Source organism: Rhizobium esperanzae, from assembly GCF_002204185.1.
Classification (GTDB): Bacteria; Pseudomonadota; Alphaproteobacteria; order Rhizobiales; family Rhizobiaceae; genus Rhizobium; species Rhizobium esperanzae.
Window position 1 is genome coordinate 119,019 of sequence record NZ_MXPU01000012.1, and the last position, 24,500, is coordinate 143,518.

General features: G+C 62.9%; 26 protein-coding genes and 1 pseudogene. 9 read left to right on the forward strand and 18 right to left on the reverse strand.

The window, feature by feature from the left end; translation table 11 throughout:
• The first annotated feature begins 207 nt into the window (after positions 1-207).
• A complete protein-coding gene (locus B5E41_RS18790) occupies positions 208-1,851 on the forward strand; it encodes a dihydroxyacetone kinase subunit DhaK (RefSeq protein WP_088395604.1) in 1,644 nt (547 codons plus the stop codon).
• Positions 1,852-1,856: 5 nt separating this feature from the next.
• Here the strand turns inward: B5E41_RS18790 and B5E41_RS18795 are convergent.
• Together B5E41_RS18795 and B5E41_RS18800 are read right to left on the reverse strand one after the other, a co-directional pair.
• A pseudogene (locus tag B5E41_RS18795) lies at positions 1,857-2,583 on the reverse strand (esterase family protein).
• Positions 2,580-3,539, reverse strand: a complete 960-nt coding sequence (locus B5E41_RS18800; protein ID WP_088395605.1) for an acetylxylan esterase — start codon at positions 3,537-3,539, stop codon at positions 2,580-2,582. The pseudogene B5E41_RS18795 and the gene B5E41_RS18800 overlap by 4 nt, the downstream one beginning before the upstream one ends.
• Positions 3,540-3,738: 199 nt before the next feature.
• Between B5E41_RS18800 and B5E41_RS18805 the strand changes: the two genes are divergently transcribed.
• Positions 3,739-4,233 carry a MarR family winged helix-turn-helix transcriptional regulator gene (locus tag B5E41_RS18805; RefSeq protein ID WP_088395606.1) on the forward strand — a complete coding sequence of 165 codons (495 nt, stop codon included), beginning with the start codon at positions 3,739-3,741 and terminating at the stop codon, positions 4,231-4,233.
• Between the two features lie 27 nt (positions 4,234-4,260).
• Positions 4,261-4,677 carry an NUDIX hydrolase gene (locus B5E41_RS18810; protein ID WP_088395607.1) on the forward strand — a complete coding sequence of 139 codons (417 nt, stop codon included), beginning with the start codon at positions 4,261-4,263 and terminating at the stop codon, positions 4,675-4,677.
• A gap of 24 nt (positions 4,678-4,701) precedes the next feature.
• On the opposite strand, the gene B5E41_RS18815 is transcribed toward B5E41_RS18810, so the two are convergent.
• The gene (locus B5E41_RS18815; RefSeq protein ID WP_088395608.1) at positions 4,702-5,739 is read right to left on the reverse strand and encodes a DUF3095 family protein; all 1,038 of its coding nucleotides are present in this window, start codon (positions 5,737-5,739) and stop codon (positions 4,702-4,704) included.
• A gap of 107 nt (positions 5,740-5,846) precedes the next feature.
• Positions 5,847-6,242, reverse strand: coding sequence for an Ohr family peroxiredoxin (locus tag B5E41_RS18820; protein ID WP_085859762.1), 396 nt, complete (start codon positions 6,240-6,242; stop codon positions 5,847-5,849).
• A gap of 247 nt (positions 6,243-6,489) precedes the next feature.
• Here B5E41_RS18820 and B5E41_RS18825 point away from each other — a divergent pair, with 247 nt between their 5' ends.
• Positions 6,490-7,287 carry a class I SAM-dependent methyltransferase gene (locus B5E41_RS18825; RefSeq protein WP_088395609.1) on the forward strand — a complete coding sequence of 266 codons (798 nt, stop codon included), beginning with the start codon at positions 6,490-6,492 and terminating at the stop codon, positions 7,285-7,287.
• A gap of 229 nt (positions 7,288-7,516) precedes the next feature.
• Here B5E41_RS18825 and B5E41_RS18830 read toward each other — a convergent pair whose 3' ends face one another.
• From B5E41_RS18830 to B5E41_RS18840, 3 genes are all read right to left on the reverse strand, one after another.
• Complete coding sequence (locus B5E41_RS18830) at positions 7,517-7,864, reverse strand: CAP-Gly domain-containing protein (protein WP_088395610.1); 348 nt, start codon at positions 7,862-7,864, stop codon at positions 7,517-7,519.
• 115 nt (positions 7,865-7,979) lie between these two features.
• A complete protein-coding gene (locus B5E41_RS18835; protein ID WP_088395611.1) occupies positions 7,980-9,308 on the reverse strand; it encodes an extensin-like domain-containing protein in 1,329 nt (442 codons plus the stop codon).
• 152 nt (positions 9,309-9,460) lie between these two features.
• Positions 9,461-11,281 carry a methyl-accepting chemotaxis protein gene (locus B5E41_RS18840; protein ID WP_088395612.1) on the reverse strand — a complete coding sequence of 607 codons (1,821 nt, stop codon included), beginning with the start codon at positions 11,279-11,281 and terminating at the stop codon, positions 9,461-9,463.
• 272 nt (positions 11,282-11,553) lie between these two features.
• Between B5E41_RS18840 and B5E41_RS18845 the strand changes: the two genes are divergently transcribed.
• Both B5E41_RS18845 and B5E41_RS18850 read left to right on the forward strand, forming a co-directional pair.
• The gene (locus B5E41_RS18845; RefSeq protein ID WP_088395613.1) at positions 11,554-11,940 is read left to right on the forward strand and encodes an acyl-CoA thioesterase; all 387 of its coding nucleotides are present in this window, start codon (positions 11,554-11,556) and stop codon (positions 11,938-11,940) included.
• A gap of 18 nt (positions 11,941-11,958) precedes the next feature.
• On the forward strand, positions 11,959-12,546 hold the full coding sequence (locus tag B5E41_RS18850) for a hypothetical protein (protein WP_085859767.1): 588 nt from the start codon (positions 11,959-11,961) through the stop codon (positions 12,544-12,546).
• 292 nt (positions 12,547-12,838) lie between these two features.
• Here B5E41_RS18850 and B5E41_RS18855 read toward each other — a convergent pair whose 3' ends face one another.
• From B5E41_RS18855 to B5E41_RS18870, 4 genes are all read right to left on the reverse strand, one after another.
• On the reverse strand, positions 12,839-14,011 hold the full coding sequence (locus B5E41_RS18855; protein ID WP_088395614.1) for a DUF1501 domain-containing protein: 1,173 nt from the start codon (positions 14,009-14,011) through the stop codon (positions 12,839-12,841).
• Positions 14,012-14,021: 10 nt separating this feature from the next.
• A complete protein-coding gene (locus B5E41_RS18860; protein WP_088395615.1) occupies positions 14,022-15,533 on the reverse strand; it encodes a DUF1800 domain-containing protein in 1,512 nt (503 codons plus the stop codon).
• A 208-nt stretch (positions 15,534-15,741) separates the two neighbouring features.
• On the reverse strand, positions 15,742-16,542 hold the full coding sequence (locus B5E41_RS18865; RefSeq protein WP_088395616.1) for a class I SAM-dependent methyltransferase: 801 nt from the start codon (positions 16,540-16,542) through the stop codon (positions 15,742-15,744).
• Positions 16,543-16,693: 151 nt separating this feature from the next.
• Positions 16,694-17,572: an NmrA/HSCARG family protein gene (locus tag B5E41_RS18870; RefSeq protein WP_088395617.1), complete on the reverse strand. Its 879-nt coding sequence runs from the start codon at positions 17,570-17,572 to the stop codon at positions 16,694-16,696.
• A 101-nt stretch (positions 17,573-17,673) separates the two neighbouring features.
• Between B5E41_RS18870 and B5E41_RS18875 the strand changes: the two genes are divergently transcribed.
• Positions 17,674-18,597: a LysR family transcriptional regulator gene (locus B5E41_RS18875; protein ID WP_088395618.1), complete on the forward strand. Its 924-nt coding sequence runs from the start codon at positions 17,674-17,676 to the stop codon at positions 18,595-18,597.
• 16 nt (positions 18,598-18,613) lie between these two features.
• On the opposite strand, the gene B5E41_RS18880 is transcribed toward B5E41_RS18875, so the two are convergent.
• The 5 genes from B5E41_RS18880 to B5E41_RS18900 all read right to left on the reverse strand — a co-directional run bounded on the left by B5E41_RS18880 (position 18,614) and on the right by B5E41_RS18900 (position 21,590).
• Entirely contained in the window at positions 18,614-18,868 is a 255-nt protein-coding gene (locus B5E41_RS18880) for a hypothetical protein (RefSeq protein WP_064803320.1), read from the reverse strand.
• 60 nt (positions 18,869-18,928) lie between these two features.
• Positions 18,929-19,306 (reverse strand): response regulator, encoded by a 378-nt coding sequence (locus B5E41_RS18885; protein WP_088395619.1) that lies wholly within the window; start codon positions 19,304-19,306, stop codon positions 18,929-18,931.
• Between the two features lie 135 nt (positions 19,307-19,441).
• On the reverse strand, positions 19,442-20,002 hold the full coding sequence (locus B5E41_RS18890; protein WP_088395620.1) for a NuoB/complex I 20 kDa subunit family protein: 561 nt from the start codon (positions 20,000-20,002) through the stop codon (positions 19,442-19,444).
• A gap of 143 nt (positions 20,003-20,145) precedes the next feature.
• On the reverse strand, positions 20,146-20,514 hold the full coding sequence (locus B5E41_RS18895; protein ID WP_088395621.1) for a DUF4087 domain-containing protein: 369 nt from the start codon (positions 20,512-20,514) through the stop codon (positions 20,146-20,148).
• Between the two features lie 287 nt (positions 20,515-20,801).
• A complete protein-coding gene (locus B5E41_RS18900) occupies positions 20,802-21,590 on the reverse strand; it encodes a DUF899 domain-containing protein (RefSeq protein ID WP_088395622.1) in 789 nt (262 codons plus the stop codon).
• A gap of 281 nt (positions 21,591-21,871) precedes the next feature.
• Here B5E41_RS18900 and B5E41_RS18905 point away from each other — a divergent pair, with 281 nt between their 5' ends.
• Together B5E41_RS18905 and B5E41_RS18910 are read left to right on the forward strand one after the other, a co-directional pair.
• Positions 21,872-22,642, forward strand: a complete 771-nt coding sequence (locus B5E41_RS18905) for an adenylate/guanylate cyclase domain-containing protein (RefSeq protein ID WP_088395623.1) — start codon at positions 21,872-21,874, stop codon at positions 22,640-22,642.
• Positions 22,643-22,788: 146 nt separating this feature from the next.
• Positions 22,789-23,244 (forward strand): DUF805 domain-containing protein, encoded by a 456-nt coding sequence (locus tag B5E41_RS18910; RefSeq protein WP_088395682.1) that lies wholly within the window; start codon positions 22,789-22,791, stop codon positions 23,242-23,244.
• A 261-nt stretch (positions 23,245-23,505) separates the two neighbouring features.
• On the opposite strand, the gene B5E41_RS18915 is transcribed toward B5E41_RS18910, so the two are convergent.
• Together B5E41_RS18915 and B5E41_RS18920 are read right to left on the reverse strand one after the other, a co-directional pair.
• The gene (locus B5E41_RS18915) at positions 23,506-23,895 is read right to left on the reverse strand and encodes a hypothetical protein (RefSeq protein ID WP_088395624.1); all 390 of its coding nucleotides are present in this window, start codon (positions 23,893-23,895) and stop codon (positions 23,506-23,508) included.
• 130 nt (positions 23,896-24,025) lie between these two features.
• Positions 24,026-24,325: a DUF982 domain-containing protein gene (locus B5E41_RS18920; protein WP_342588082.1), complete on the reverse strand. Its 300-nt coding sequence runs from the start codon at positions 24,323-24,325 to the stop codon at positions 24,026-24,028.
• Positions 24,326-24,500: the final 175 nt, after the last annotated feature.

The following is a 24,500-nucleotide window of genomic DNA, read 5'->3' on the forward strand; positions in this document are numbered from 1 at the left end:
TCCGCTCCCGGGAAAACAGGAGCGGCGTCGAGGTCCATATCCTGCTGCCCATCCGCCAGCGAGGCCAGATTTCACCGTATCGGTACGCTTGCGATTGAAATTTTGCGATTCGTCAAACGCCGGCCGCCCTACAACTCGGGTGGACAGGGCCGCCTGAGACCGGCAAAAAGACGAACCGACAGCACAAAAAACAGACGGGCGCAATCGATGAAACACTTCTTCAACCGCAGGGAAACCATTGTCACCGAAGCCTTGGACGGCCTGCTTCTCACGAGCGGCAAGGGCCGTCTTGCCCGTCTCGACAGCTTTCCCGATATTAAAGTGATCCTGCGCGCCGACTGGGACGGGGCGAAAGTCGCGATCATCTCAGGCGGCGGCGCCGGCCACGAACCCTCCCATGCCGGTTTCGTCGGTAGGGGCATGCTGACTGCCGCCGTTTCCGGCGAGATCTTCGCTTCACCGAGCGTCGATGCTGTGCTGACGGCGATACGGGCCGTGACCGGTCCGAAAGGCGCTCTGCTGATCGTCAAGAATTACACCGGTGACCGCCTGAACTTCGGCCTTGCTGCCGAGAAAGCCCGAGCCGAAGGTTTCGAGGTCGAGATGGTCATCGTCGCCGACGATATTGCGCTTCCCGGCATCAATCAGCCGCGCGGGATAGCCGGCACGCTGTTCGTCCATAAGATTGCCGGCCATCACGCCGAGAGTGGCGCGGATTTAAGGACGGTCGCAGCTGAGGCCAGAAGTGCTGCCGGCGACATCGTCTCCCTCGGCATGTCGCTTTCCACCTGCAGCATACCCGGCGGCCAGGCGCATGAAGACCGTCTCGGTGGTGGGGAAGGCGAACTCGGCCTAGGCATTCACGGCGAACCGGGTGCCGAGCGCATTGCGCTGCAGCCGGTCGCCGATATCGTCGCCACTATGGTGGCTCGCCTCTCCGCAATTCTTGACGAAGCGACAGACCACGCGCTCCTCATCAACAATCTCGGCGCCGTGCCGCCGCTCGAAATGGCCGTCATCGCCAATGCGGTGCTGTCCTCACCGCTCGGCAGCCGTGTCCGCCTGATCATCGGGCCGGCGCCTGTCATGACCGCGCTCAACATGAACGGCTTCTCACTGTCGCTGATCCCGCTTGATGCCGCACGCGAGATGGCGCTGACGGCCGAGGTCGAGCCGCTTGCCTGGATGCCTGCGGTCGAGCGCAATGAGATCGAAATCATCGCCGCGCCGAGAGTGGCCGATAGAATGAGCGGCGAGGTCGCGGCCGCGGATCATACCGGCAATCGTCGCCTGATCACCGCCGTCTGCGAGCATTTGATTTCGCTGGAAGGCGAACTCAACCGGTTAGACGGCCGCGTCGGTGACGGCGATACCGGCTCGACCGTCGCAACCGGCGCCCGAAGCATCCTTGCCAGGCTCGACACGCTGCCGCTCGACCGTCCGGCCCCGCTGCTCGCCGCCATGGGCGATATCCTCGGCACCAGCATGGGCGGATCGAGCGGTGTGCTGCTGTCGATCTTCTTCACCGCCGCAGCCAAGACCATGGCCGACAAATCAGATGTATCGGCTGCCCTTCTTGCCGGACTTGGCAGGGTGACATTCTACGGCGGAGCCCGGATCGGCGATCGAACGATGATCGACGCGCTCTCGCCTGCCCTGCACGCGATGGCATCCGGCAATATCGCCGCAGCAGCGAAAGCCGCGGCATCAGGCGCGGAATCGACGAAGACCATGACCAAGGCAAGGGCCGGACGCGCCTCCTATGTCGGTGAGAGGGATCTGGCGGGCGTCGCCGATCCCGGTGCGGTAGCCGTTGCAGCGGCCTTCGCGGTGGCGGCAAATCTCGTTTAGGGTCCTCAGATGTACAGCGGCGCCATCTTCCGCCAGGCGCCGGCGCGGTGGGCGCGGCCGTCCCAGATATGCAGTTGATGGCGGATGTTCTTCTCGCCGAGCAGCCGGCTGAGATAGCGCTTGTTGTCGAGGAAGGGATCGGCATCGCCGATCGTCAGCACGATGTCGATTTCACGCAGCCGCTCGAGCCGCCAGTCCGCGCCGAGACCGGGCAGGAAATGCGTCGGCGTGTGGAAATAGATGCTGTCGTCGTAATAGCCGTCGAACAGGTCGCCGAACACTTCCACCTTCATCGTCAGTCGCAGCGCCCGGAAAAGGCGACGAGCTTGCGGAAGAGATGCGGATGGCGGAAGACGAGCCTCGCCGCCTGGAAGGCGCCGAGGCTGCATCCATGCACGATGGTGCAGTCGTGCGGGTTTTTCGCCGCCATCAGCGGCAGCACCTCGTGGAGGATATAATCCTCCAGCGCCGCATGCCGGCGGATGCGCTCGGCCGGATGGCGATGGAAGCCGTAAAGGCTGTCAGCCGCCAATCCCTCGATGCAATAGAGCTGGAGATGACCGGCCGAAAGCTTGTCGGCGAGGCTCGCAACCAGGCCGAGCTGCTCATATTCGAAGAAGCGCCCCTCCCGCGTCGGAAACACCAGCACCTTGGCGCCGGCATGCCCGAACACCAGTATTCCATCTCCCGATGCAGGCTCTGACTGTACCAGCTGAGATATTCGCGGTTCATGTCACCCTGAAGAACTGTCCGATCTTGTCGCGGAGCGCCGCCTCTTGCTCAGCGCTTCCAGGATAATCGAAATGGCCGGCGTCCAGGATGAAGATTTCATTAAATTTCGGTATCGCATTTGCGACAGCGAACTGGCAGGGCGGGGCAACGGCAGGATCGAAAAGCGCCACCGCCGTCAGCATCGGCACCTCGATCCGACGCGCCGCGGTCGCTGCGTCGTAGTAGCGCAACGTTTCCAGCACATTTCCGTGTTCCGCCTGATAGTCCTGCACTCCCTGCGCGCTGCCGACGCTCGGCAACTTGAGGCGCAGCGGCTGGTCGCCGAAGCTCGGAAGCGCCAGATGGCCGCCGTCGATGCGCGTGTCATAGGCGATCGCCATGGCTCCGACGCCGCCTCCGAAGCTGATGCCGCTATAGCCGATCTGGCCCGAGAGCCAGGGATAGAGCCCGAGCAGTGTCGAGACGGCAAGCCAGATATCCTCGACGCAGCCGCCGATGATGTAGGAATCCCGCTTGTCGATGTCGTGCAGCACATGCCAGGACGGATTCTGCGAAATCGACGGATGGCTGCTCAGCGACAGCCCGCGGCAGCAGGGAAAGATGAGCGCCGTTTCCTTGACCGGCAGATCGAAATCCGGACGATCCCGCCCGCCATAGCCGTGCCCGACGACGAGGCCGCGCCGCACCTGTCCCTCACACGGCAGCAGCAGCCAGCCGCCGATTCGGAACGAATTCGTGGAGAGATAGACGAGGTCGAGCACGTGCCAGTCGGGATGGGTGAACTCGCTGCGGGAAAGCACCGGCTGCGGATCGACCGTCAGCGCCTTTTGATACCGCGCCTCCCAGAATGCGTCGAAACCATCCGGCTCCTCCGGCGGCTCGACCGCAAGCAGCTCTTGGAGCTGCATGCCGTAAGTGGGATCGAAGGCAAAAGGATGTGTAGCGGGAATGCTCATCCGGACTTTGTCGCGTGAAAGCGCCGGCCATGCAAGGCTATGTGGCGGCTTGCTCGTCTTCTCTCGCCGCAGGACTGCGTAGGCCAAAGGCCGATGGAGCAGACCGACGGCCGGACGGTCACCGGAAACACCTCAATGACCATTGCGATTTAATCGGATGCGATATATATAATTGGTGCAACCGAGACAGGATAAACCTATGCCCACGTCCGAAGCCGCAAATCAGTCTGCATCCGCCTCTCCCGGGGGTGGCGGTGAGGTCCGCAAGCTTTCGACCTTCCTGTGCTTCGCGGTCTATTCGGCCAATCTCGCTTTCGGCCGCGCCTACAAGCCGATTCTGGACGCGCTCGGCCTGACCTATACCCAGTATATCGCCATGGTGGCCCTCTCCGAGGAGGACGATCAGACGGTCAGCACGCTGGGAGAAAAACTGTTCCTCGAATCCAACACGCTGACGCCCATTCTCAAGAAGCTGGAGTCGGTCGGCTTTATCACCCGCCACCGCGATCCAGCCGACGAACGGCAGGTGCGTGTCAGCCTGACGCCAGCGGGACGCGAAATTCTCGAGACCGATCCCGGCTCCGCCTTGATCGACGCCGTCGGCCTAGGCGACGATTTTCCCGTCGTGCAGAAATCGGTGACGCGGTTGCGCGACAATCTGCTACGGGCACAGGCGGAGCCGCAAAAATCATGATCGCAGCACATGTCGGCACCTGGTGACATGTCCGAGATCGCAATCGGCGTATTGATCGAAAATGGCAGCGTTCTTCTCGCAAGGCGAAGTTCGGAGCGCAGGACACACCCGGATCGGTGGAGCCTGCCGGGCGGTCACGTCGAACGCGGCGAAGATGCCGAGACGGCACTGCGCCGGGAATTGCTGGAAGAAATCGGCGTGACGCCGCAGCACTGGCTGTTGGCCGGAGAGTTCGTATCGGAAAGCCCGCCCGGGGCATCCGCCACCTTCCATGTCTATCGCGTCGACCGATGGCAGGACTCTCCGCGACTTATCGGCGATGAACACACGGCGCTCAGATGGTTTACCGCCGCGGAGATAGAACGCGAAACCGAACTGGCGCCGCCTCAGCTTGGGGAAATGCTCTCAAACCTGCTCAGACCGAAAACGAACCGGCAGGCATGATGACGGAAAAGAAGTGGCGCGCCCCTACAGAGCGCGCTGCCGAACCTCCGCAAGCGCGCCTTCCTGCATCATCTCGGCCGCCTTGGCATACCCGCCACCCATTCCGTCGAGGAAATGCAGGTGCGAATCCGGCTGGCCCGACGGCACGAGGCAGGTCATCAGCGCATGCGATTGGCGGTGCAGCCCGAAATCGATCTCGCCGCGCGCCCGTGCCGCGGCGAGGATGGCTTCGACACGGTCGATCTGCTCCGGCGCACAGTCGAGCGTCAGGCGCAGACCATCATCGAACTTGCGGAAATCCGAATTGGAGGCGACCTCCGACCAGCGTTTCGCGCTGACCTGCTTCTCTCTTGCCATACCCGCCCCTCCGGAAAGCGGATGAGACTGGCGTGGCGCGGCATCGAAAACCGCGAGCACACGTCTTGCCAGCGCCGCAAAGATCTCCGGGCGCGTGTGGTCGCGCGGCTCGACCAACAACGACAGGATCTCGCCGCGCTGGCTCGGAAATGGCGCCCAGTCGCAGCTCAAGCCCGTCAGGTCAGGCCGCATCGCATAACGGCCGGGTTTCACCAGAAAGCGGCCATTCTTGATCTGCTGCTCCGCCCATTTGAGCCCGCCTCCGGCAAACATCGCATAGGTCGCGCTCTCGGAAGCGGCGTAGCGCGCGATCCTGACGTCGCGCCCATTGGCACGGATTTCGCCGACGGTGACGAGCCCGACACGCAGGTCGAGATGAAGCTCGGCTTTGGCGAAGCCCGCGACGTCACGCAAGGCCGAGGTCGCCGCCATGATGCCATTCGCCGGCAAGGCGAAGGCTGCTCCGTCTCCGCGAAACACGAAGGGAAAATTGAACGAACCCCAGACATTGCCGAGGGCGGCGATGATCGATGCGCCGGCATAATTGACGTCTTCATAGCGTCCCGATCGGATCGCCGCGGTTGAGCTGACGACATCGGTGATGCCGATCAGCCAATCGTCAGGCAACGGCTCGTAGACATCGGGATCGAGGACATGCGAAAACTCGTCATAGGCCCGGCGCGGCTCCGCGTGGCTGTTGCTCATAGCATGTTCTCCGGATCGGCAGGTTTGGCTGCTGGCTCAGAAGCGGGTCTGCCGCCGATCGGCAGACCCCCGCTTGAAGGTGACGGCGCGAAGTCCGCCCTTTCCGTTCAGATAAGCTTGGTTTCGACGTCGATATTGCCGTGGACCGCCTTGGAGTAAGGGCAGATGTCATGGGCCGCCTCGATCAGTTCCTGTGCAATCTCACGGTCGATGTCAGCAAGGCTGACATTGAGCCGTGCACGCAGGAAGTAGGAGCCGTTATCGCCGTTGAGCGTAATTTCGGCATCGACCTCGGGACCGGCCGGCAAGGTGATCTTCCGCTGTGCGGCGGCGAGCTCGATGGCACCGATATAGCAGGCCGACCAGGCGGCCCCGAACAGGTTTTCGGCCGCCGGATGCGGCTGCGGCAGCTTGATATCGAGCGTACCGTCGCTGCTGCGTGCATAGCCGTTGCGACCACCGGCGATGTGGGTCTTGCCGGCGAAAAGAAGCTTCTCAGTCATTGTCATATCCTTTCGGTCTGATGATTTTTAACGTATCCGATTAAATCGGATGCGCTCTAATAGGCTAAACCGAATTTGATGTCAACATCATTCCGATTTAATCGGATACGATTTATCTTGCCGGAAGATTTGAGACGTCCGCGCAGGCAGGCTGGACCGGTTGCGCACTCACGTCTTGTCCGGGAAGGAGGCCGCCTATAGGCTTGCCTCGAGGCTCGGGGCTTCACGAGGAAGACGGAGAGTTGAGATGTCCTCCATAACCGAAGGCAATGCGAGACAATATGGCGACAGCCGCAAGCTCGCCGCCCGCGCCAGGCTCCATACCGAATATACCATCGCCGAAACGGGCTGGTTTCCGTGGGTTGCCGCGCAGCTGCCTTTGAGACCGGCAGATCGCGTCCTCGACATCGGCTGCGGGCCGGCATGGTTCTGGGCGGCAACGGCGGATCTGCTGCCGGAGAATCTGCACCTGACGCTCGCCGACCTTTCGTCAGGCATGGTCGACGAGGCCGTGGCGCGCTGCGGCGCACTGCGCTTCGGCTCCGTTCGAGGCTGCCGGGCCGATGCTGCCGCACTTCCCTTCGAAGACGGCGCCTTTGATCTCGTGATCGCCATGCATATGCTCTATCACCTGCCCGACCCCGCCACCGGAATCGCGGAGATGGCGAGGGTACTGAAACCGGGTGGCTTTCTCGCAGTCACCACCAACGGCATCGGCAATATGCGCGAGATCTATCGCCTGACGACCGTCTTCGGCAGCGCGCCGACCGATCCGGCCGCCGTAGCCTTTGGATATGACGCCGCCGAGCAAATGATGCGGACGCAATTCGGTAACGTCGCCATGTCGCAATATCCGGCGAGCATGCGGATCACCGAGCCCGAGGATGTCTTCCTAGCCCTGACCTCCTATCCGCCCGGCGAAGGCGCCGGCGAGTCTCAGCTCAGCGGTTTCCGCCGGGCGATCAACGAAGCCTTCAGGGACGGCAGCGGCGCGCTCGATGTCAGCAAGGAGACTGGGCTGTTCCTCAGTAGGATGACGGCCTGATCGGATCGCCGCCTTTCAGGAACGCGGCCGGCCGAGATCGCCGAGAGATAGTGCCGGCGGTGAGCGCAAAGAATTCCCGGAGATTGCCTATCACGTGGCAACCGCCTCCACGCCCGAACGCATGTCGAGGAAGAAATCGACGAGAGGACGCGGCGCCTGAAGTTGAAGCAGAGAGCGAGGCCTGCGGCCGATTCCTGAGCAGCGCTTTCGCCGTCCACCGAAGCGGCGCTCAGACCTTCTCTTTTTTCCTGGTCTTTTCTTTCGGCTCGACCGGTACATCGGGCGTCGGCGCCAGTAGCTTGCGCAGCGATGCGATCTTGTCCTTCACCAGCGGCCGGAAGCGCGTCGCACGATAGGGCATGTCCGCGGCGCCGTAGCCTGCCGGCCCGTCATCGTTGCCGCGATGGATTTCCGCGAGCTTCACCCCGATGAATGTGCCATCGACATAATGGGTATATTCGCCAACCCAGCGGATCGTATAGATCTCGCCCTTGCGGATGAGCTGGTCGATGCTGACATGCTTGAAGGTATCGTTGATGCAGACGACCTTCTGGCCGACATGGAATTCATAGCTCATGGATCAGACTTTCCAATAGCAATCCGCCTCGCCGGTCCATAGCGCGTCCGGCGGCCGGGATGAACCCCTTTCTTGGGACAGGGCCTAATTGCCGCACCGGCAGCCGCGCCCTCGCCTAGTCGCAATAGACCTTGCCGCTCTTGCGGGAGCGCAGATCGAAGTGGAAGTGGTTCCAGTGTTCCGGGTTGCTGCCCGGCCCGAGCACCGTGTTGAAATAGCGGCAGCTATCGGTGCGTACCGCCTTCAGCAGCCGGCCCTCGCGATAGGAGAACAGGCCCTTTTTGCGCACGTCGATCGCGTGGCCGTTCTTCAGCACGAACTTGCCGACATCGATGGCATTGCCGCGGGCATGTTCCGACATCGGATTATATCTCTGCCGGCTGTTGTTCATGCGCCGGCAGGAATAGCCGCCGAGCGGCTGGATCGTCTTGATGCCGCTCCAGTAGCGAAAGCGGGCCGACGGCGCCAACTCGTTCTTCACCCACTTGGCGAAGGCGAGCGTCACCTGGCAATTCAGCGTCACCGCCGGCTGCACGCCGATATTGCCGGAAAGGCCCTTCAGCGAGACCGGATAGGGGACTTGGCAGGCCGGCCCTTGCGAGATCGGCGGCTTCTCGTCGAAAAGCACGCCCATGCGCTTCAGTTCGCGCCGGCAGGCGAGCTCGGAAGCCGGCATGACGCTCGGGTCGACCGGTGCGGCGGGCTGGCTCATCATCGGGCTGTTCGGCCGGAGCATCGCGACTTCTTCGCTCTCGTCCTCTTCGGGAACGCGGGCCGGCTCCAAGACAGGGCGGCCGTCATTCCAAGCGGGAGCTCGGCTCATCTCGGCTTGCGCTGCCGGTTGCGGCATTGCCCGTGGCGCCGACTGGCGCATTGGCTGATTGATCTGAGCCGGATTATCGGTGCCGATGCCGTCAACGACCGGTTCGCTGGCGTTGCCCTCGGCGATCTGCTGCTGCTGTTCCTGCGCCAGCCCGACGACCGGTTCGGCCCCGAGCTCTTCATCCATGTTGACGCCGCCGGATGGGACGGCGAGGTTCTGCGTGCCGCCCCAGTTGCCGTTCGGCTGGCCTGCCGCAAGCGCCTCGTCGCTGTCGATCATCGGCAGCTTCCGGCTCTGAGATTCCGGCGCCGCCAGCGTCTGCGGCGCCTGTGCCGCGTGCCCGGTGCCGGCAAGGTTCGGCGTATCGAGATAATCGACCGAGCCCTGACTGCTGCCGACAGGCCCGCCGGAGACAGGATAGGAGGCCTGAGTTTCCGCCGGCGCAAGGCGCTCCGCCCGCGCCATACGCGCGGCACCGCGAGATGGTGAAATCGAACTGACCCGGGTGCCGTTGTCGACATTGGCCGGCGGCACCAGCCCATCGCTGATCGAACAGGTGGTCAGCGCCGCCGAGAGCAGCACGGACAGGAAGGCTCGCCGCGGAAAGGAAACAAACGCCATACTCTTATCGCTTCCATGGGCCGGCCGCAGAGTGACCGAAAAAACTCGGTCCAATTTTAATTAAAAACGGTGAATGAAAACTTACCGGCATAATCTGAAGGCGGTGGGAATTGAAAAAGGCCGGTCGCCCGGCCTTTGATCTTTGCTGTTTTTCACGCTGCCCGTGTGTAGCGGGTCTCGGTCGGCCGCCCAGCCTCGCGCAGGCGGAAATTCGCAAGCAGCGACTTTAACTGGGTGCTTTCGTCGGCGAGCGTGCGGCTGGCCGCCGTCGTCTCCTCGACCATCGCAGCGTTCTGCTGCGTCATCTGGTCCATGTGATTGACGGAGCTGTTGATCTCGTTGAGCCCCGTCGACTGCTCGCGCGCCGCCGTCGCGATCGAGGCGACATGGTCGTTCACCTGGTTGACCAGCGCTTCGATCTCCAGCAGCGCGTCACCCGTCGAGCGCACCAGCGCAACCCCGCCCTCGACTTCCGCAGCCGACCGGCTGATCAGTTCCTTGATCTCCTTGGCCGCATTGGCGGAACGCTGGGCAAGTTCGCGCACTTCCTGGGCGACGACGGCGAAGCCGCGGCCCGCCTCGCCGGCCCGCGCAGCCTCGACGCCGGCGTTCAGCGCCAGCAGATTCGTCTGGAAGGCGATCTCATCGATAACAGAGATGATCTGGTTGATGCGGCTCGAGGATTCCTCGATCCGGCCCATCGCGGTCACGGCGTTGCGGACGATGTCGCCGGAGCGGCCGGCGCTCGCTTTGGTTTCGGCCACCATCTCACGCGCCTCGTTCGCCCGCTCGGATGCGGTCTTGACCGTCGCGGTGATTTCGTCGAGCGCTGCGGCCGTTTCTTCGAGTGCGGCCGCCTGCTGCTCCGTGCGCTTCGACAGATTACCGGTGGCCTCGCTGATGTCGGACGCGCTGTCGTTGACGACGCGGCTCGATTCGGCGATCGCATGGATGACGCCGTTCAGCGCATCGACGGCGGCGTTGAAGTCGCTGCGCAGTTTCGCGTAGTCGTCACCGATATCGCCGATCGAAACGGTCAGATCGCCGCTTGCAAGCTTCTCCAGGCCGACACCGAGCGCCTGCATCGCATGGCTCTGCCGCTCGGAAGCCGAGCGCAGGCTCGCCTCGTTGCCACGGCGCTCGTCCTCGATCTGGCGCTGCCTTTCGTCTTCGCGCCCGCGCAATGCGCTACGCTCGTCGACGGAGTCGCGCAGAACCAGCAGCGCCTTGGCCATCTGGCCGATCTCGTCGCGACGGTCAGCGCCGGCGATCTCGACCGATGCTTCCTCGGCGGCAATCGCATTCATCGCCGTCTTCAGTCGGGCAATCGGCGCCGTCACACTGCGGACGATGGCATAGGCGATCGCGATGGTGGCGGCCGCGCCAAGCAGGCAGAGCGCTGCAGCCCAGACCGCATTCTGGCGATAGAGCGCCGCCAGGTCATCGGCATAGACGCCGGTGCCGACGATCCAGCCCCAGGGCTCGAAACCGGCGACATAGGAATATTTCAGCACCGGCTCATCAGCGCCCGGCTTCGGCCAGTAATAATCAACGAAGCCCTTGCCGTCCTTCTTCACCTTGTCGACGAACTCGACGAACAGGAACTTGCCGGTCGGGTCCTTCATCTGGGAGATATCGGTGCCGTTCAGTTGCGGCTTGATCGGGTGCATCACCATGGCGGGGCGCATATCGTTGATCCAGAAATAGCCGTCGGCGCCGTAGCGCATGGCGCCGATCACGTCCTTGGCGGCCGCCTGCGCCTGCTCGCGGGTCATCGTACCCGCCTGTTCCATCTTGTAATATTTGTCGAAAATGCCGAGCGCCGTCGCCTCCATCTTCTCCAGCCCGGCCTTCCGCTCCGCTTCCAGCTCAGAATAGGAATAGTTCAGAAAGAAGACCATCGTCGCCGCGAGCACGGCAAGCGTGAAGCCGACGAGGCAGTAAAGACGGGTGGAAATCTTGACGTTACGCATGAGGGTTCCCGGCGATTCTTGGATATGAGACCGCTTTCATTGTGAACCGCCGGAATTACTGGAGCGTAAAGCTTTATTAGAAGGCGGTTAAATAACGTAAGGTGAAGTGTCGGTTGCAAATCCAGCCAGCTGAAATCGAATGAGATTTCAGCTCGATGACGGCCGCGATATTTGCACCGTCGCCTTCGCTTGCACCGAAAGGGATTGGTCCACGCAACGAGTTCGCCTAACGTGGCTGCAGAATCGTAACACCCAGCCTGAGGGAACCTTCCATGACCGACGCCGCCAAGCCGAAAGGCGAACTGACGCTGCGCACGCTCGCGATGCCGGGCGATGCCAATCCGGCCGGCGATATTTTCGGCGGCTGGGTCATGGCACAGATGGACCTTGCCTCCGGTATTCGTGCCGCCGAGCGCGCCAAAGGCCGCGTCGTCACCGCCGCCGTCAAGGAAATGGCCTTCGAGCTGCCGGTCAAAATCGGCGACACGCTGTCGGTCTATACCGATATCGACCGCGTCGGTCGCACCTCGATTACGCTGATTGTCGAAGCCTGGGCGCACCGCTCGCGTTACGCAAAGATGGAAAAGGTCACCGCCGCCACCTTCATCATGGTGGCACTCGACGAAGAGGGCAAGCCCAAGCAAGTCCCCGAGGAGTGACAGGCCGGGATCGACACCATGGAAACGGTCAGCTCGCCGGAGGTCTTCCTTCATATCAAGGTGGTGATGGGCATGGTCATCAGCCTTTCGCTCGCGAGGCTGTTGACCGGCGTTGCCGGCATCGTCCAACATCCGGCCAAGGCGCGGGTCTATGTCGTCCATCTCGGCTGGGCGCTGTCCCTGTTCCTCTTCATCATCCATATCTGGTGGTGGGAATACCGCCTGCAGGCCGTGCCCGTCATCGGCTTCGGCATCTATCTCTTCCTCGTCTGCTTCTGCAGCCTGTTCTTCCTGCTCTGCGCCCTGCTCTTCCCGGCGAGCCTCGATGAATATGGCGGCTACGAGGAATATTTCATTTCGCGGCGTAAATGGTTCTTCGGCGTCCTCGGCCTGATCTACGCCGTCGATATCCTCGACACGGCGATCAAAGGTCCGGAGCGCATCCTCTCGCTCGGCTGGGAATATCCCGCCCGCAATATCGTCTACATCCTGCTCTGCGCCCTCGCCGCCTGGACCGCGAACCGCCGCTTCCACACAATCTTCGTCATCGCCAACCTGCTCTACCAGGTGAGCTTCATCTTCAGGCTTTATGATGTATTGGAGTGAGGCCCCGTCCGGCGCAGCGGGAGCAATCGATCCGATGAATCGATTGCAGGGCCGAACGCCCTGAGCGAAAGCGAAGGGCCGGGCAGCGGCAAATTCTCAAACCTTGTTGGAAGGTCGCGCCCTCTCTCCAGCCTCATCTGAGGTGCCCCCCAGGGGCCTCGAAGGACGGGGCTGGCCTCCGCTTCGCCGAGTGCGGATGCTGCCGTGACGCCAAGCCACCCGCCCCCGTGGTTCGAGACGGCCCTTCGGGCTCCTCACCATGAGGGCTGGTCGTCGTGCAGTCCCGCCCCTCTCAGACCTTCAAAAACTGTGATCCCTTATCAAAGCCCAGCCCGGGAAATATCTTCCCCGTCAGATCGTCCACACCGACATCGAACTGCCGGAAGAGCATCGCCGCCGCCACCTCGCGCACGTCGGCCGTCGGCATCAGGTCGCGGTCGTCGAGCAGCTGGCCATCGCCGATCCCCGGCCAGCGGCCGAGGATGCGGCCGCCGTTGATCGCGCCGCCGGCAAGGACGGCGCAGCCGCCGGTGCCGTGGTCGGTGCCGGCGGAGCCGTTCTGGCGGACGGTGCGGCCGAATTCCGTCATGGCAAGCACTACCGTCTTTGCCCAGATCTCGGGGCCGAGCGTCGTCTTCAGCGTGTTGATCGCCTGGGCGAGATCCCCTGCCGGTCGCTTGAATTGGCCGGCCTGGCCGATATGGGTGTCCCACCCGGTGATCGAGAAGCTGGCGATGCGGTAATCGCCCTTCAGCATGTTGGCCGCGAGCGCCGCGACGTCGCCGATTTTCTCGCCGCGCTCGCCGTCCGGCTCGATCATCATCGCAGCGCCGTCGGCGCGCGTCGCCTCGGCAAGTGCCTGGGCGAAGGGCGGATCACCGGCATAGAGCCGCGCCAGGAACTGCATCTCGTCACGCGCAGGCGCCAGATTGGAATCCGATGCCCAGACGTCGACATTGTTCGGCCCGGAGAGGATCAGCTCCGTCGACGTGTTGACGTCGATCGCCTTGCGCGCATCCGAGCGGGGAATGACAGCGAGCGCCCGGTTCAGCCAGCCGGTCTTTTCCTCGGCGACATGTTCGCCGCCGGATTCAAGCATGTCCTGCCCGTCGAAATGGCTGCGCTGGTCGCGATAGGGCGTCGATACAGCATGGACGAAGGCGAGCTCTCGGCTCTTCCAGAGCAGCATCAGGTCGGCGGCGGCGGGATTGAGGCCGAAGTGCCCGTCGAGATCGAGAAGTCCGCTGTCCGGCGTCAATGCCAGGGTCGGCCTGAGCGCGGCAAAACCGGCGTCGCCGAAAGGCTGCACCAGGTCGAGCCCGTCCATCGCGCCGCGCAGCACAATGGTGACGAAACGATTATCGCCCGGCATCGCTGCGAAGGTGACCGGCGTGAAGACGGGGGCGGCGGCAAGACAGCAGGCCGATGTCAGAAAGCCGCGGCGGGAAAGCGAAATCCGGTTCATTGGGAGCCTCCTATCGGCGGTTGAATTCCGGCGATGCCAGCACCAGCGTCAAACCGCTGATCCTGTTCGGCGCCTGCGATACCACGCGGATCGTTTCATCGCGCGCGGCATCGGCAAGCGTCGATCTCAGGAACGCGCGCGGATCCTCGTCGCGGCCGAACTGCGCCGCGGCCCGCCTTGCCCAGGCGAGGCGCTCGGCGAGTTGGCTGCCGGTGATCCAGGCGGAAAAGCCTTCCTCGAAACCAGCAGGGCTCGGCGGCAGCCAGGTCGGCTGGCCCATGCGCTTCAGCGCCCCCTGCCCCAATGCCCGCGCCGCCCGAAAGGCCTTGAGCCGCTTGTCCCGCGCCTCTCCGGCGGGATCCGTCGTCACTGGCGCTCCCGCCATGCCGGGCGTGTTGGCCGCCATATCGCCCTCATCCGTTCCCTGCTGATTGGCTGCCAGGAAGCTGCCGACGACGCCGTTGACCGGCCCTGCATTCAGCGCCCTCAGACCGGCAACAACGAAATCGAACGGCTGACGCGCCTTGGCGCCCTCGTTTTGCCAGGCGGCCGGATGGTCGAGCATGGCGGTGTAGACGGCGGTGAGATCACCATCCGTCTTTCTCCAAGCCGCCGCCATGTCGGAAACCATCCCCTCGTCTGGCTGGTCGGAGACGAAATGCACCGCGAGCTTGCGGCTGATATGCGCCGCCGTCTTCGGATGGACCGAGAGGTCATCGAGCATGTCGAGATAATCCTCGCGCGAGCGCCGGCGCCCGCCATAACTGACGCCGAGCACCTGATGCTCGCCGGGCTCCGAAATGTTCGGCCGAAAGGCGATATCCATCTCCTTGCGGTCGATGGTGAGCCCCGTCAGCACCATGGCCGCGGCGGTAACATCCGCCTGGGTATAGCCGCTGCCGGCCCCGAGCGTGTGCAGTTCCAGGAGCTCGCGTCCGAGATTTTCGTTCAGCCCCTTGTTGCGCTTGACGCCGCCGGCCGAATCCGGCCCGAGCGAATCCGCCTGGTCGAGGTAGATCAGCATGGCGGGATGAGCGGTGGCGCTGCGCAGGAGATCGCCGAACCTGCCCGATATAAACGGCCGGATTGCCTCGGCCTCGTAGAGCGGCACGATGAGGCGCATCGGCAGGCTCTTGTTGGCGCTGGTGGAGAAATGATCGGTCCAGAAGGTCGAAAGCCGCTCGTAAAAGCCGTAGGGCGACAGCACCGCCTGCATCAGCCGCAGGTTCGCATCGTGCTGGAACTGCTGCTGCGCCTGGCGCTGCACAGCCTTGCGCATCTCGCGGCGCGTCGGATCGTCGGTGACCGTCTTGGCATCTTCCCGGATCTGCTTCATCTGGTCCTGCAGGCTGAGGATCGCCCGGTGACGCATGTCGGGGCCACCGAGCGGAAAGTCCGGCGTCGCCGCCGCCCCTTTGGACAACTGCCCGATCAGTTCATCCTTGCTTTGCGGCGCCACCTCGCCCGGCCGGAAACCATAACCGAACCGGATCGCCGCCATCGTCGGGAAAGAGAGGCTCATGCCCGATCACCTCCTGATCACTTGATGGTGACAGGCTGACAGCCGATTGCGACGGGAATCTGTAGGAAATGCGGCGATATCACGACATGGACGATTTGTAATCTACTGAAAAGGTTCAGGTTTCATGCGCTGAAAATGAGAATGCTCGATTTGTTGCGGTAGGCGGTTTCAGTTTCAACCCGCCGACGGCTCCGGCATTTCATTCGTCTCAAGCCACCCTGCCCCGGCACGCCCATGCGACCGAAGCAAACGATCGCGGCCCATCCGGCTCGCCGGCCTCATAGGCGGCCCGAATGGCGGCGTCGACGGCCTTTTTCTTGTCCGGCTCGAGTCCCGCAACATACCTGCCGAGCGGCCCTTCGCCGGCTGCGATCGGTTGCCAATAGTCGTCGAAGGAAAGATAGTCCATCCGCACCAGGAGCGAGGTTTCCTCGACATCGGAAAGGCCCTGCGCGATGAAGGTCTGTTTCATTTCCCCCGGCCGCATCATCGGCTGGAAACAGTATCGGCGGCGCAGCGGCAGCGCGTCCGCGTCGAGCATGACGGCCGTATCCCACAGCATCCGCATGTTCGACATACCGCCGTAATGGTCCCAGACGGCGGCAGCGACCACGCCGCCGGGGCGGACGACGCGGGCCATCTCGGCCACCGCCTTGCCGGCCTCCGGCACGAAATGCAGCATCAGCAGCGACATCGCCCTGTCGAAACAGTCGTCCTCGAAAGGCATCGCGCAGGCATCCGCCTGTTGGATCGATATGCGTGGATCGGTATTGGCCCGTTTCGCCGCCTCGACGAAGACAGGAGAATAATCGATGGCGGCGATCTCCCGCAGGCCGGGCGTTTGCGCTAGCGTAAAAGCCAGGCTGCCGGTCCCGCAGCCGACGTCGAGCACGCGATCGCCATCCGCCAGCCCGGCGAAATCGATGAGCATCGGCGCCAGCTTCCGGCTCCATCGGCCCATCAGCCGCTCATAACCATCCGCACTTTCGACATGAAAACTCGACGACATTGAAGCCTCCTCCCCCAAGGACGATGGCTGATTATGAACGCGCCGCCGGGGGCCGCAAGCGGATAATCGCTGGCGGTCCGCCGGATCTCCTTCTCCCTCATCCTCGGCCCTGCGCCGAGGATCTGCCACCGGTCAACCGCCGTGGAGCGCGTCAGCCGTCGGCTTTATCCAGAACGCTCCAATCAAACCCGCGTGCCCAATCGGCGTAACGGTGCCAGCCAACGTCAGGAAAATCGCGGCGAAGGGAGACAATATCGGCGTCGTAGCCGGTGCGGTCGAACCATTCATACATCAGCGCCGCATCCGCGCTCTGCTGCCGCATCGCGGCAATCGGCAATTCCTGATAGCCGATCGGACGGCCGAGCACTTCCGACAGGACTTTCGCCTGCTCCTCGCCGGACAATTCGTCACCGGCAATGTTGAAACGCCTGCCGAAAACCTGTTCGCGCCGTTCGGTCAGGGCCGCAACGAAGGCGCCGATATCGGCAAGGCAAATCTGCTGCAGCACGCGCCCGGGAGGCAGGGCCGCGGCGTAGACGCCCTGGCGCAGCCCGTCTATAGCCCAGGGCGCCACGGTGTTTTCCATGAAGGCGACGGGCGCGCTGATATAGGGAATGCCGAGCCCGGCAATATGCTGCTCGACCAGAAACTTGCTGTCGAAATGCGGAATGCCCGTCTTTCTGTCGGCGTCGGCGACGGAGGAATAAATCAGGTGCCCGATACCGGCAGCCTTCGCCGCATTCGCGGCGGTGATGCCCTGGCGGGTTTCCGCATCCGTCCCCGCCTCGTAGCTATTGCCCATCAGGAACATCGTGTCGACACCGCTCGCAGCCTGCGTCACCGACCCGGCATCGTCGAGATCACCGGCGACGACTTCGACTCCCGCCGCGGCCAGGCGCCTGGCGCTGTCGCTCTCCCATCTACGGCAGATCGCCCTGACGCGGTGGCCCCGCGCCAGCAATGCGCGGGCGACCGCGCCGCCCTGCTGTCCGGTCGCGCCCGTTACCAGCACGCTTCTTTCCTTGCCCATGTCTCTGCTCCTTGTCGTTTGGCGATGAGACAGAGGTAAGGCTTGCCGCATTGAACCATAATGGCCTAAGATTGAGAAACATCGTGCCACTGGTGAATACAATGCTCGATCTCAATGACATCATCGTCTTCGCCCGTGTCGTCGAGGCCGGCAGCTTCACCGCCGCCGCCCGCCTGCTCGCCATGCCGAAGACGACGGTCAGCCGCCGTATCGCCGCGCTTGAGCGCGAGGTCGGCGTGCGGCTCCTGCAGCGGACCACCCGCAGCCTCAGGCTGACGGATGCGGGACGCCTCTATTACGAGGAAAGCAGTGAGGCGCTTCGCACCCTCGAGCAGGCGAACCTTCGGCTAGCCGAGGCGCGGGCCGAGCCAGCCGGCACGATCCGCATCTCCGCGCCCGTCGGCTTCGGCGACCATTTCCTCGCCGCTGCGATCTTCGACTTCCTCGCGGCCTACCCGAAGACCAAGGTCGAACTGCGCCTGACCGACGACAGGCTCAATCTTATCGAGAACGGCATAGACCTCGCCTTCCGCACCGGCATTTTGGAGGATTCGACGCTGATCGCCCGCAAGCTCAGCTCGACCTACAGGATTCTCTGCGCCAGCCCTGACTATCTCGCCCGCTGCGGCACGCCCGGTCGGCCGGCGGACCTCACCGGCCACGACTGCGTGATCGCCGGTCCGTCGGCGGCCAATGTGCCCTGGGTGCTGGAGGGCGCGGACATCCGGGAAACAGTCACGGTATCGGGACGGTTCGCCGCCAACGAGATGCAGGCGGTCATGGCCGCTGCAATTGCCGGCTACGGCATCGCGCAACTGCCGCACGGCCTCGCCGAGGCCTGCATCGCGGACGGCCGACTGCGCCGCGTCCTTGATGATTACACGACGCCGGCCGGCGGCCTGCATGTCGTCTACCCCAGCAGTCAGCACCTGTCGCCTTTGGTCAAGGCCTTCATCGACCTTGCCGCCGCGCGGCTGAACGCGGGGAATGGCGCGAACGATGACCTGGCGGTCATATCGCCATAGATCCGTATGCCTCCCGTCACTGCCAAAGAAAATCCGGTCCGGTGCTCTGCGACGTCAGCTTGAGAGTGCCGTCCGGCTGAACGACATAGGTCTCGAAGACGCGGTAGCCGAACTGGCCGAGAAAGGTGTTCTTGACAACGGTTCCCGCGCGATACGGCGAATGAATGACCTTTCCGCCATAGGTGAGACTACCGGGAAGCGCCTGCGGTTCGCCGGCCGCGCTGGCACAGGCTGTCAGCGCCGATAGAACCGCAATGAGCGCGTGCTTCATCAGACGACCTCGAGGTTGACATTGTCGGCCAGACGCCTCGATCTCTTCGACAGCCGGGCGTCAGAGGACGGCATTACTGCCATCGAAGTCCCTGCGCAAAGCCTGTGCCCGCGAGAGCGCGCTGGCGATCCTGTCGTCGGTGAAGGGTTTTGGGATGATGTCGAGTGCACCTTCCATGCCATTTCCGACATTCTCCGGACTGCCGGTGACGAAGATGACATCGACGCCGTAGCGGTCGATCAGCCGGCGGGCAAGCTGCGCGCCGCTGACCCCGTCCGCGAGACTGAGATCGACGAGCGCGACGTCGCTTTTCGGAGCATAGGCGAGGGCCTGCTCAACGGTCGAAACCGGTCCGACGGTCTGGTGTCCGGCATCCTGCGCGATACGTTCGAGCTCCAGGGCGATGAGGCCCTCGTCTTCAACGATCATGACTTTCATGGATCCTCCTCCCATCGCAGGCTCGCCGGTAGACACATCCCCGGTCACCGTCCTAACGCAACTCCCGCTCGAAAGTTTCCGCCGCAAAGGAGGGAGTGCGAAAAATGGTAAGCAATTCGGTAAGGGCATCGGCAGCTACCGCTCGATGCTGCCGTTGCGCCGGATCTTCCGCTGCAGGAGCAGAATGCCGTAGAGCAACGCTTCGGCCGTCGGCGGGCAGCCGGGAACATAGATGTCGACCGGCACCACCCGGTCGCAGCCGCGCACGACGGAATAAGAATAATGGTAATAGCCGCCGCCATTGGCGCAGGAGCCCATGGAGATGACGTAGCGCGGTTCCGGCATCTGGTCATAAACCTTGCGCAGCGCAGGCGCCATCTTGTTGCACAGCGTCCCTGCCACGATCATCAGGTCCGACTGCCTCGGGCTTCCGCGCGGGGCGACGCCGAAGCGTTCGACATCGTAGCGCGGCATGGACATCTGCATCATCTCGATGGCGCAGCAGGCAAGACCGAAGGTCATCCACATCAGCGAGCCGGTGCGCGCCCAGGTGATGAGTTCGTCGGTGCTGGTGACTAGAAAGCCTTTGTCGGCAAGCTCGGCATTGATCGTCCCCATCGTCGGGTCGCCCTGCCGCTGTTCACCGGGAAACTGGAAATTGCGCGGGACCGAGTGCGGTTGCGTGAAGGACGGCATCGTGTTCTCCTGCGAGCCGACCTCAAACACAGCGCGGACGACAAAGTTCCAGCCGCGCCCGTCCCGGTACGAAAACGGACGGGAGTCTTTTTCATGAGTTTTCCAAGATGCGGCGCTCAACGCCAAAGGGATCGCCCGCCCTATCACTGGCCCTTGTCGAGGAACCAGCCGATGGCAGCATCGTTCCGGCACCGGGAAAGCGGCAATTGCCGCACGGAGTGAATACGGGTGATCCCCTCCTCACCGTCCGTGTCGACGTCCATGCAGGCGCAGGCATAACCATGCGAGGCATAGGTGTAGACAAATTCGCCGACCGTCAGGTCGGGGATCTTGTCCATTCCCTCGGCCGCCTTGTAGCCGCTGCCATTGTCCATGATGGTCCAGCCGCCGCCGGCATCCATGAGCGACCATTTGGCCATCGAGGGATTCTCCAGCCAGCCGCAGCGGCGTTCGGCATGCGCCGCGGCGGGCGCGAGAAGCACCATCAGAACAAGCGCTTGCAACCTCGTCATCGACCCCTCCGCCTCGTCGGCCACTATGCATGGTCAGTGGCCGGCAAGGCAACTGGGGGTAATTCAGACCGCGCGACTTCTCTCCATCATCGCGCCACCTCTTCCCCAGCCACCCTCCCTCGTCCTTCGAGGCTCCGGCCTTGAGCACGAGATACTTTCGTCTTTCCTTTGCGGGCGTGCTGTGCGGCACCCCCATACCCTTCATCCTGAAACGCGCATCTTCGCCGCACGACCGCGTCAGACAGCTACGACAGCGTACAAGAATGAGGGCTGATCCTGAACGCGGCTCAGGATTTCCCCTTGGCGCTTTCCTCTCGGAACGCCGCTTCACCGGCATCGGAGACCTCGACCCATTTCTCGTCGGGCTCGGCGTCGGCAACGTAACTGTCGTGCCAGTTCCACCATTTGTAGGTCGGGGTCTGCGGATAGCCCGCAGGCGAATCCTCCCAGACTTCCTGGCGTCCGAGCGGCGTGATGTCGAGATAATTCCAGGTGCCGCCCATCTGCTCGTCGCCGCGGTTGTTGACGAAATAGGTGCGGAAGATGCGCTCGCCGTCGCGGTAAAAGACATTGGTGCCGTGCCATTCGTCGACGCCGAAATCCTTGTCGAAGTCGTCGGTGATCGTCACCCACGGCATCGTCCAGCCCATCCGTTCCTTCAGCCGCGCTATGTCGGCCTGCGGCGCGCGCGATGCGAAGACCAGCGTCGTGTCGCGGGCGTTGAGATGGGCGACATGGGCGACCTGATCGGCAACCATCGAGCAGCCGCGGCAGGCATGCTCGGGCCAGCCGAAGACGCCGGGCTCGTAAAATGCGCGGTAGACGATGAGTTGGTGCCGGCTTTCGAACAGGTCGAGCAGGCTGATCCTGCCTTTCGGCGCTTCGAAAGCATATTGCTTTTCGACGGCCATCCACGGCATGCGCCGCCGCTCGGCGGCAAGCGCGTCACGGGCACGCGTATGCGCCTTTTCCTTCACGAGAAGCTGCCGGTGAGCCGCCTCCCAGGCCGCCTGCGACACAACGGGCGGCCTCTGCATGGTCTGTCCGCCCTTTCCATTCTCGGCTGTTGCAGTCATCGCTTCAATCTCCTCTTTGGGGCGAGTTCCCGCGCTCCCTTCCGAAAGCCGGTGCATCGCGATTGGTCGGAGATAGTTTCGCATCGGGCATCGAACAGTGGGAGTAACAAGTATGTCTGTTATCCCGCGGCCAACGCAGTTGGTCCGCAAGCCAACGCGGTTGGTCCGTAGGCCAACGCAGTTGGTCCGCCCGCGGTCGATGAAACCTCCTCAACCAACACAACAGTTGCCAAAAGCCACATGTTGACGGAAGCTTCACCACGGCCATTGGATCGCGTGACATGACGACAGAATCCACCTTCACGGAGCAGGCAAGGCATGGCAGCGCCAGGATCTGCCGCGGCTGCTGGGATCAGATGCATATGCCGATCCCGATCGGCGGCCCGCTCGCGCTTCCCTTCCGCGCCTTCGGCATTACCCGCAGCAAGATGAATCCCGATATCTGCACCATCTGCGAGCGCTCGTTCCAATATGTGAAGAAGCAGCGCCAGATCACCGTCGACGCCACCATCCTGTTCGCCGATATTAGGGGCTTTACCGATCTTTCCGAGCGTATCGAGGCGGTGCGCTTGAGCGAAATCGTCAGCCTGTTCCAGGATCGCTGCGCCCAGGCGATCTGGGCGCACGACGGCATCGTCAACAAGCAGATGGGGGACGGCCTGATGGCGATCTTCAATTTCCCGATCATCCGCAAAGATCACGCCGGCGCGGCGATCAGGGCCGCCCAGGAGATCCAGGGCAACTGCGCTGCGGCGCTGAGCGGGCTGGCGCTCGACGCCCTGTCCGGCCGCACCTTGGGCGTCGGCGTCGGCATCCATTCCGGCGAGGTCCAGATCGGCGAATTCTCGAGCTTCCGCAGCGATTTCACCGCCATCGGCGGCGTCGTCAACCAGGCCGCCAGGCTGGAATCCCAGGCCGCCGCCGGCGAGATCCTGGTTTCCGCCGAGACGGCGGCCGGGGCCGCCGCTCTCGTCGCCGGAGCCGAAGAGCGCACGCTGACGCTGAAGGGCATAGAACAGCCCGTATTAGCGCGGGTGCTGGTCAACCACTGACCGATCAGGCCGCGCGCCACCCAGGCATCATCCCACCCTCAAAGTCGCGGAGAAATTTCTCGCGCTACGATTGATGACGAATCGCCTTGCAATCGATTAATCTGCAAAAGCGCGTTCATTAAACCATTTAGCCGTTGGGGTATTACATGGGCAGTTTTTCTCTGTGGCACTGGCTGATCGTCTTGATCCTCATAGCCGTGCCGTCAATCTTCATCTTCAGAAAACCGCCGGCCGGCCCGAACCGCTTCGGCGGCCCGGCTGAGCCGATGGGTTTCGGCCAGGCGATCGGCAGCTATTTCAAGAACTACGTGAACTTCCGCGGCAGAGCGAGCCGATCGGAATTCTGGTATTCGGCACTCTTCCTCTCTCTCGTCGCCATCGCTTTGCTTGTCGTGGATCGGAGCGAAACCTTGAACCGGATCTGGTCGCTGGCCACGTTTCTTCCGTGGATCGCCGTCGCCGCCCGACGCCTTCACGACGTCAACCGAAGCGGATGGCACCAGCTTCTCGGATTTTTGTTTCCCGTTGGAACGATTGCCGTCCTAGTATGGTACTGCAGAGCGCCGACGGCGGATCATTCCAGAGAGGCGGTCTTTGCCTAGGGACAGTGTGAGGATGGTTCTCCCCGCGGGTTAGGTGTTGCCTTTGCTGGTGCGGCCTATCCGTTGCGCGGACTGCCGGATGCGCAGTCCGCTTCCAGCAGCCGGAGGTTGGACGATGCCGCAGCCCCTACCCGCGCGCCGCGGCTATGTCGGCAAGGCCCACGAGAGCCTCACCAAGGTGCCTCGAACGGCGAGGCGGGCGCGCCGGCGGTCGGTGGCTATAAGCAGCAAAACCGACGCGGGCGAGCCCTCGCAGCCGCATCAGGTCTTCATGCCGGTCAGCTCAGGAAACGGGTAGTAGCGCAGCCGCTTGTCCTGGCAACGGTAGTCATTCGCCGTTGCGCCGAGGATTTGGCCATCCGTGAAGGAGACGCCGAGATAGGCCCAGTCGCCCCAGCTGTGCTTGGGCACCACACGCACACAGTAAGCATAGATCTTTTTCTCAGGCTCAAGCAGCACCACGCTGGAAATCCGCGCCCAAACCACTTCTCCCGCTTCGTGTCTGTAACTTCTCTTGAATACGATGTTGATGAAGTTCTGTCGGACGTCAATAGAGGGCGCACGTTGGGAATCCGCAACGGATTGCGACACTGGGGCATTGCAGCCGACCAGCATCAGCAGGGCAGCGCAAGCGAGAATTTTTATTCTCATTCGGTTGTTTCTCCAAAGAATCGTAGCGTGATAAACGCTGCGCATTTCTACAAATACAGCGCGAATAATATTTGCAATACATAAAAATTGTTCGACGCCGCGCATTAGACGCGGGTCCGGCTGAATAGCTCTATTTATGCCCTGGGCTTGAAACCGAACTTGTGGTCCCATTCCCATCATCATCATTGATCGCCACGCCAGCCTCCAGCGCCGCAAGGATAAAAGCCTGCCGCACCGTTTCCGCCGGCATGCGGCCGGCAAGCCAGGCGCGGCAGAAATCGATCGCCCTCTGCTGATGGACGCCGCCATTGATCGGCCAGTCGGAGACGAGTGCGTAAAGCGCATCCTGCGGTGAGCGGAGAACCAGCCGCTCGCCGGTATCAAGTTCGATCGAGATCGATTTTTTCCAGAACGCGGAATGGTCGCTAATGGCAGTCGCACCTGCAGCTGAATTGACATAGGATTAACTGCCGAGGGCCGATCCCGGTTCCAGTGCGGGCGAGAGGATGGCACCGGTGCCCCGCCCAAGAGAGCCTCATCCTGGAGCGCCCCGCCGGGGCCCGAAAGAGAAGGCGGGTGCGCTGACGTTCATGCTGCAAGGAGCA

Bases quoted from the DNA above. Each gene is read 5' to 3' on its own strand.
- B5E41_RS18890 (WP_088395620.1), bottom strand. From the start codon at position 20,002: ATGCCGTCCTTCACGCAACCGCACTCGGTCCCGCGCAATTTCCAGTTT.
- B5E41_RS18815 (WP_088395608.1), bottom strand. From the start codon at position 5,739: ATGAGCAACAGCCACGCGGAGCCGCGCCGGGCCTATGACGAGTTTTCG.
- B5E41_RS18915 (WP_088395624.1), bottom strand. From the start codon at position 23,895: ATGAGAATAAAAATTCTCGCTTGCGCTGCCCTGCTGATGCTGGTCGGC.
- B5E41_RS18910 (WP_088395682.1), top strand. From the start codon at position 22,789: ATGGGCAGTTTTTCTCTGTGGCACTGGCTGATCGTCTTGATCCTCATA.
- B5E41_RS18850 (WP_085859767.1), top strand. From the start codon at position 11,959: ATGGAAACGGTCAGCTCGCCGGAGGTCTTCCTTCATATCAAGGTGGTG.
- B5E41_RS18870 (WP_088395617.1), bottom strand. From the start codon at position 17,572: ATGGGCAAGGAAAGAAGCGTGCTGGTAACGGGCGCGACCGGACAGCAG.
- B5E41_RS18790 (WP_088395604.1), top strand. From the start codon at position 208: ATGAAACACTTCTTCAACCGCAGGGAAACCATTGTCACCGAAGCCTTG.
- B5E41_RS18800 (WP_088395605.1), bottom strand. From the start codon at position 3,539: ATGAGCATTCCCGCTACACATCCTTTTGCCTTCGATCCCACTTACGGC.
- B5E41_RS18880 (WP_064803320.1), bottom strand. From the start codon at position 18,868: ATGAAGCACGCGCTCATTGCGGTTCTATCGGCGCTGACAGCCTGTGCC.
- B5E41_RS18820 (WP_085859762.1), bottom strand. From the start codon at position 6,242: ATGACTGAGAAGCTTCTTTTCGCCGGCAAGACCCACATCGCCGGTGGT.
- B5E41_RS18835 (WP_088395611.1), bottom strand. From the start codon at position 9,308: ATGGCGTTTGTTTCCTTTCCGCGGCGAGCCTTCCTGTCCGTGCTGCTC.
- B5E41_RS18900 (WP_088395622.1), bottom strand. From the start codon at position 21,590: ATGACTGCAACAGCCGAGAATGGAAAGGGCGGACAGACCATGCAGAGG.
- B5E41_RS18875 (WP_088395618.1), top strand. From the start codon at position 17,674: ATGCTCGATCTCAATGACATCATCGTCTTCGCCCGTGTCGTCGAGGCC.
- B5E41_RS18840 (WP_088395612.1), bottom strand. From the start codon at position 11,281: ATGCGTAACGTCAAGATTTCCACCCGTCTTTACTGCCTCGTCGGCTTC.
- B5E41_RS18810 (WP_088395607.1), top strand. From the start codon at position 4,261: ATGTCCGAGATCGCAATCGGCGTATTGATCGAAAATGGCAGCGTTCTT.
- B5E41_RS18860 (WP_088395615.1), bottom strand. From the start codon at position 15,533: ATGAGCCTCTCTTTCCCGACGATGGCGGCGATCCGGTTCGGTTATGGT.
- B5E41_RS18865 (WP_088395616.1), bottom strand. From the start codon at position 16,542: ATGTCGTCGAGTTTTCATGTCGAAAGTGCGGATGGTTATGAGCGGCTG.
- B5E41_RS18825 (WP_088395609.1), top strand. From the start codon at position 6,490: ATGTCCTCCATAACCGAAGGCAATGCGAGACAATATGGCGACAGCCGC.
- B5E41_RS18885 (WP_088395619.1), bottom strand. From the start codon at position 19,306: ATGAAAGTCATGATCGTTGAAGACGAGGGCCTCATCGCCCTGGAGCTC.
- B5E41_RS18895 (WP_088395621.1), bottom strand. From the start codon at position 20,514: ATGACGAGGTTGCAAGCGCTTGTTCTGATGGTGCTTCTCGCGCCCGCC.
- B5E41_RS18805 (WP_088395606.1), top strand. From the start codon at position 3,739: ATGCCCACGTCCGAAGCCGCAAATCAGTCTGCATCCGCCTCTCCCGGG.
- B5E41_RS18905 (WP_088395623.1), top strand. From the start codon at position 21,872: ATGACGACAGAATCCACCTTCACGGAGCAGGCAAGGCATGGCAGCGCC.
- B5E41_RS18845 (WP_088395613.1), top strand. From the start codon at position 11,554: ATGACCGACGCCGCCAAGCCGAAAGGCGAACTGACGCTGCGCACGCTC.
- B5E41_RS18830 (WP_088395610.1), bottom strand. From the start codon at position 7,864: ATGAGCTATGAATTCCATGTCGGCCAGAAGGTCGTCTGCATCAACGAT.
- B5E41_RS18855 (WP_088395614.1), bottom strand. From the start codon at position 14,011: ATGAACCGGATTTCGCTTTCCCGCCGCGGCTTTCTGACATCGGCCTGC.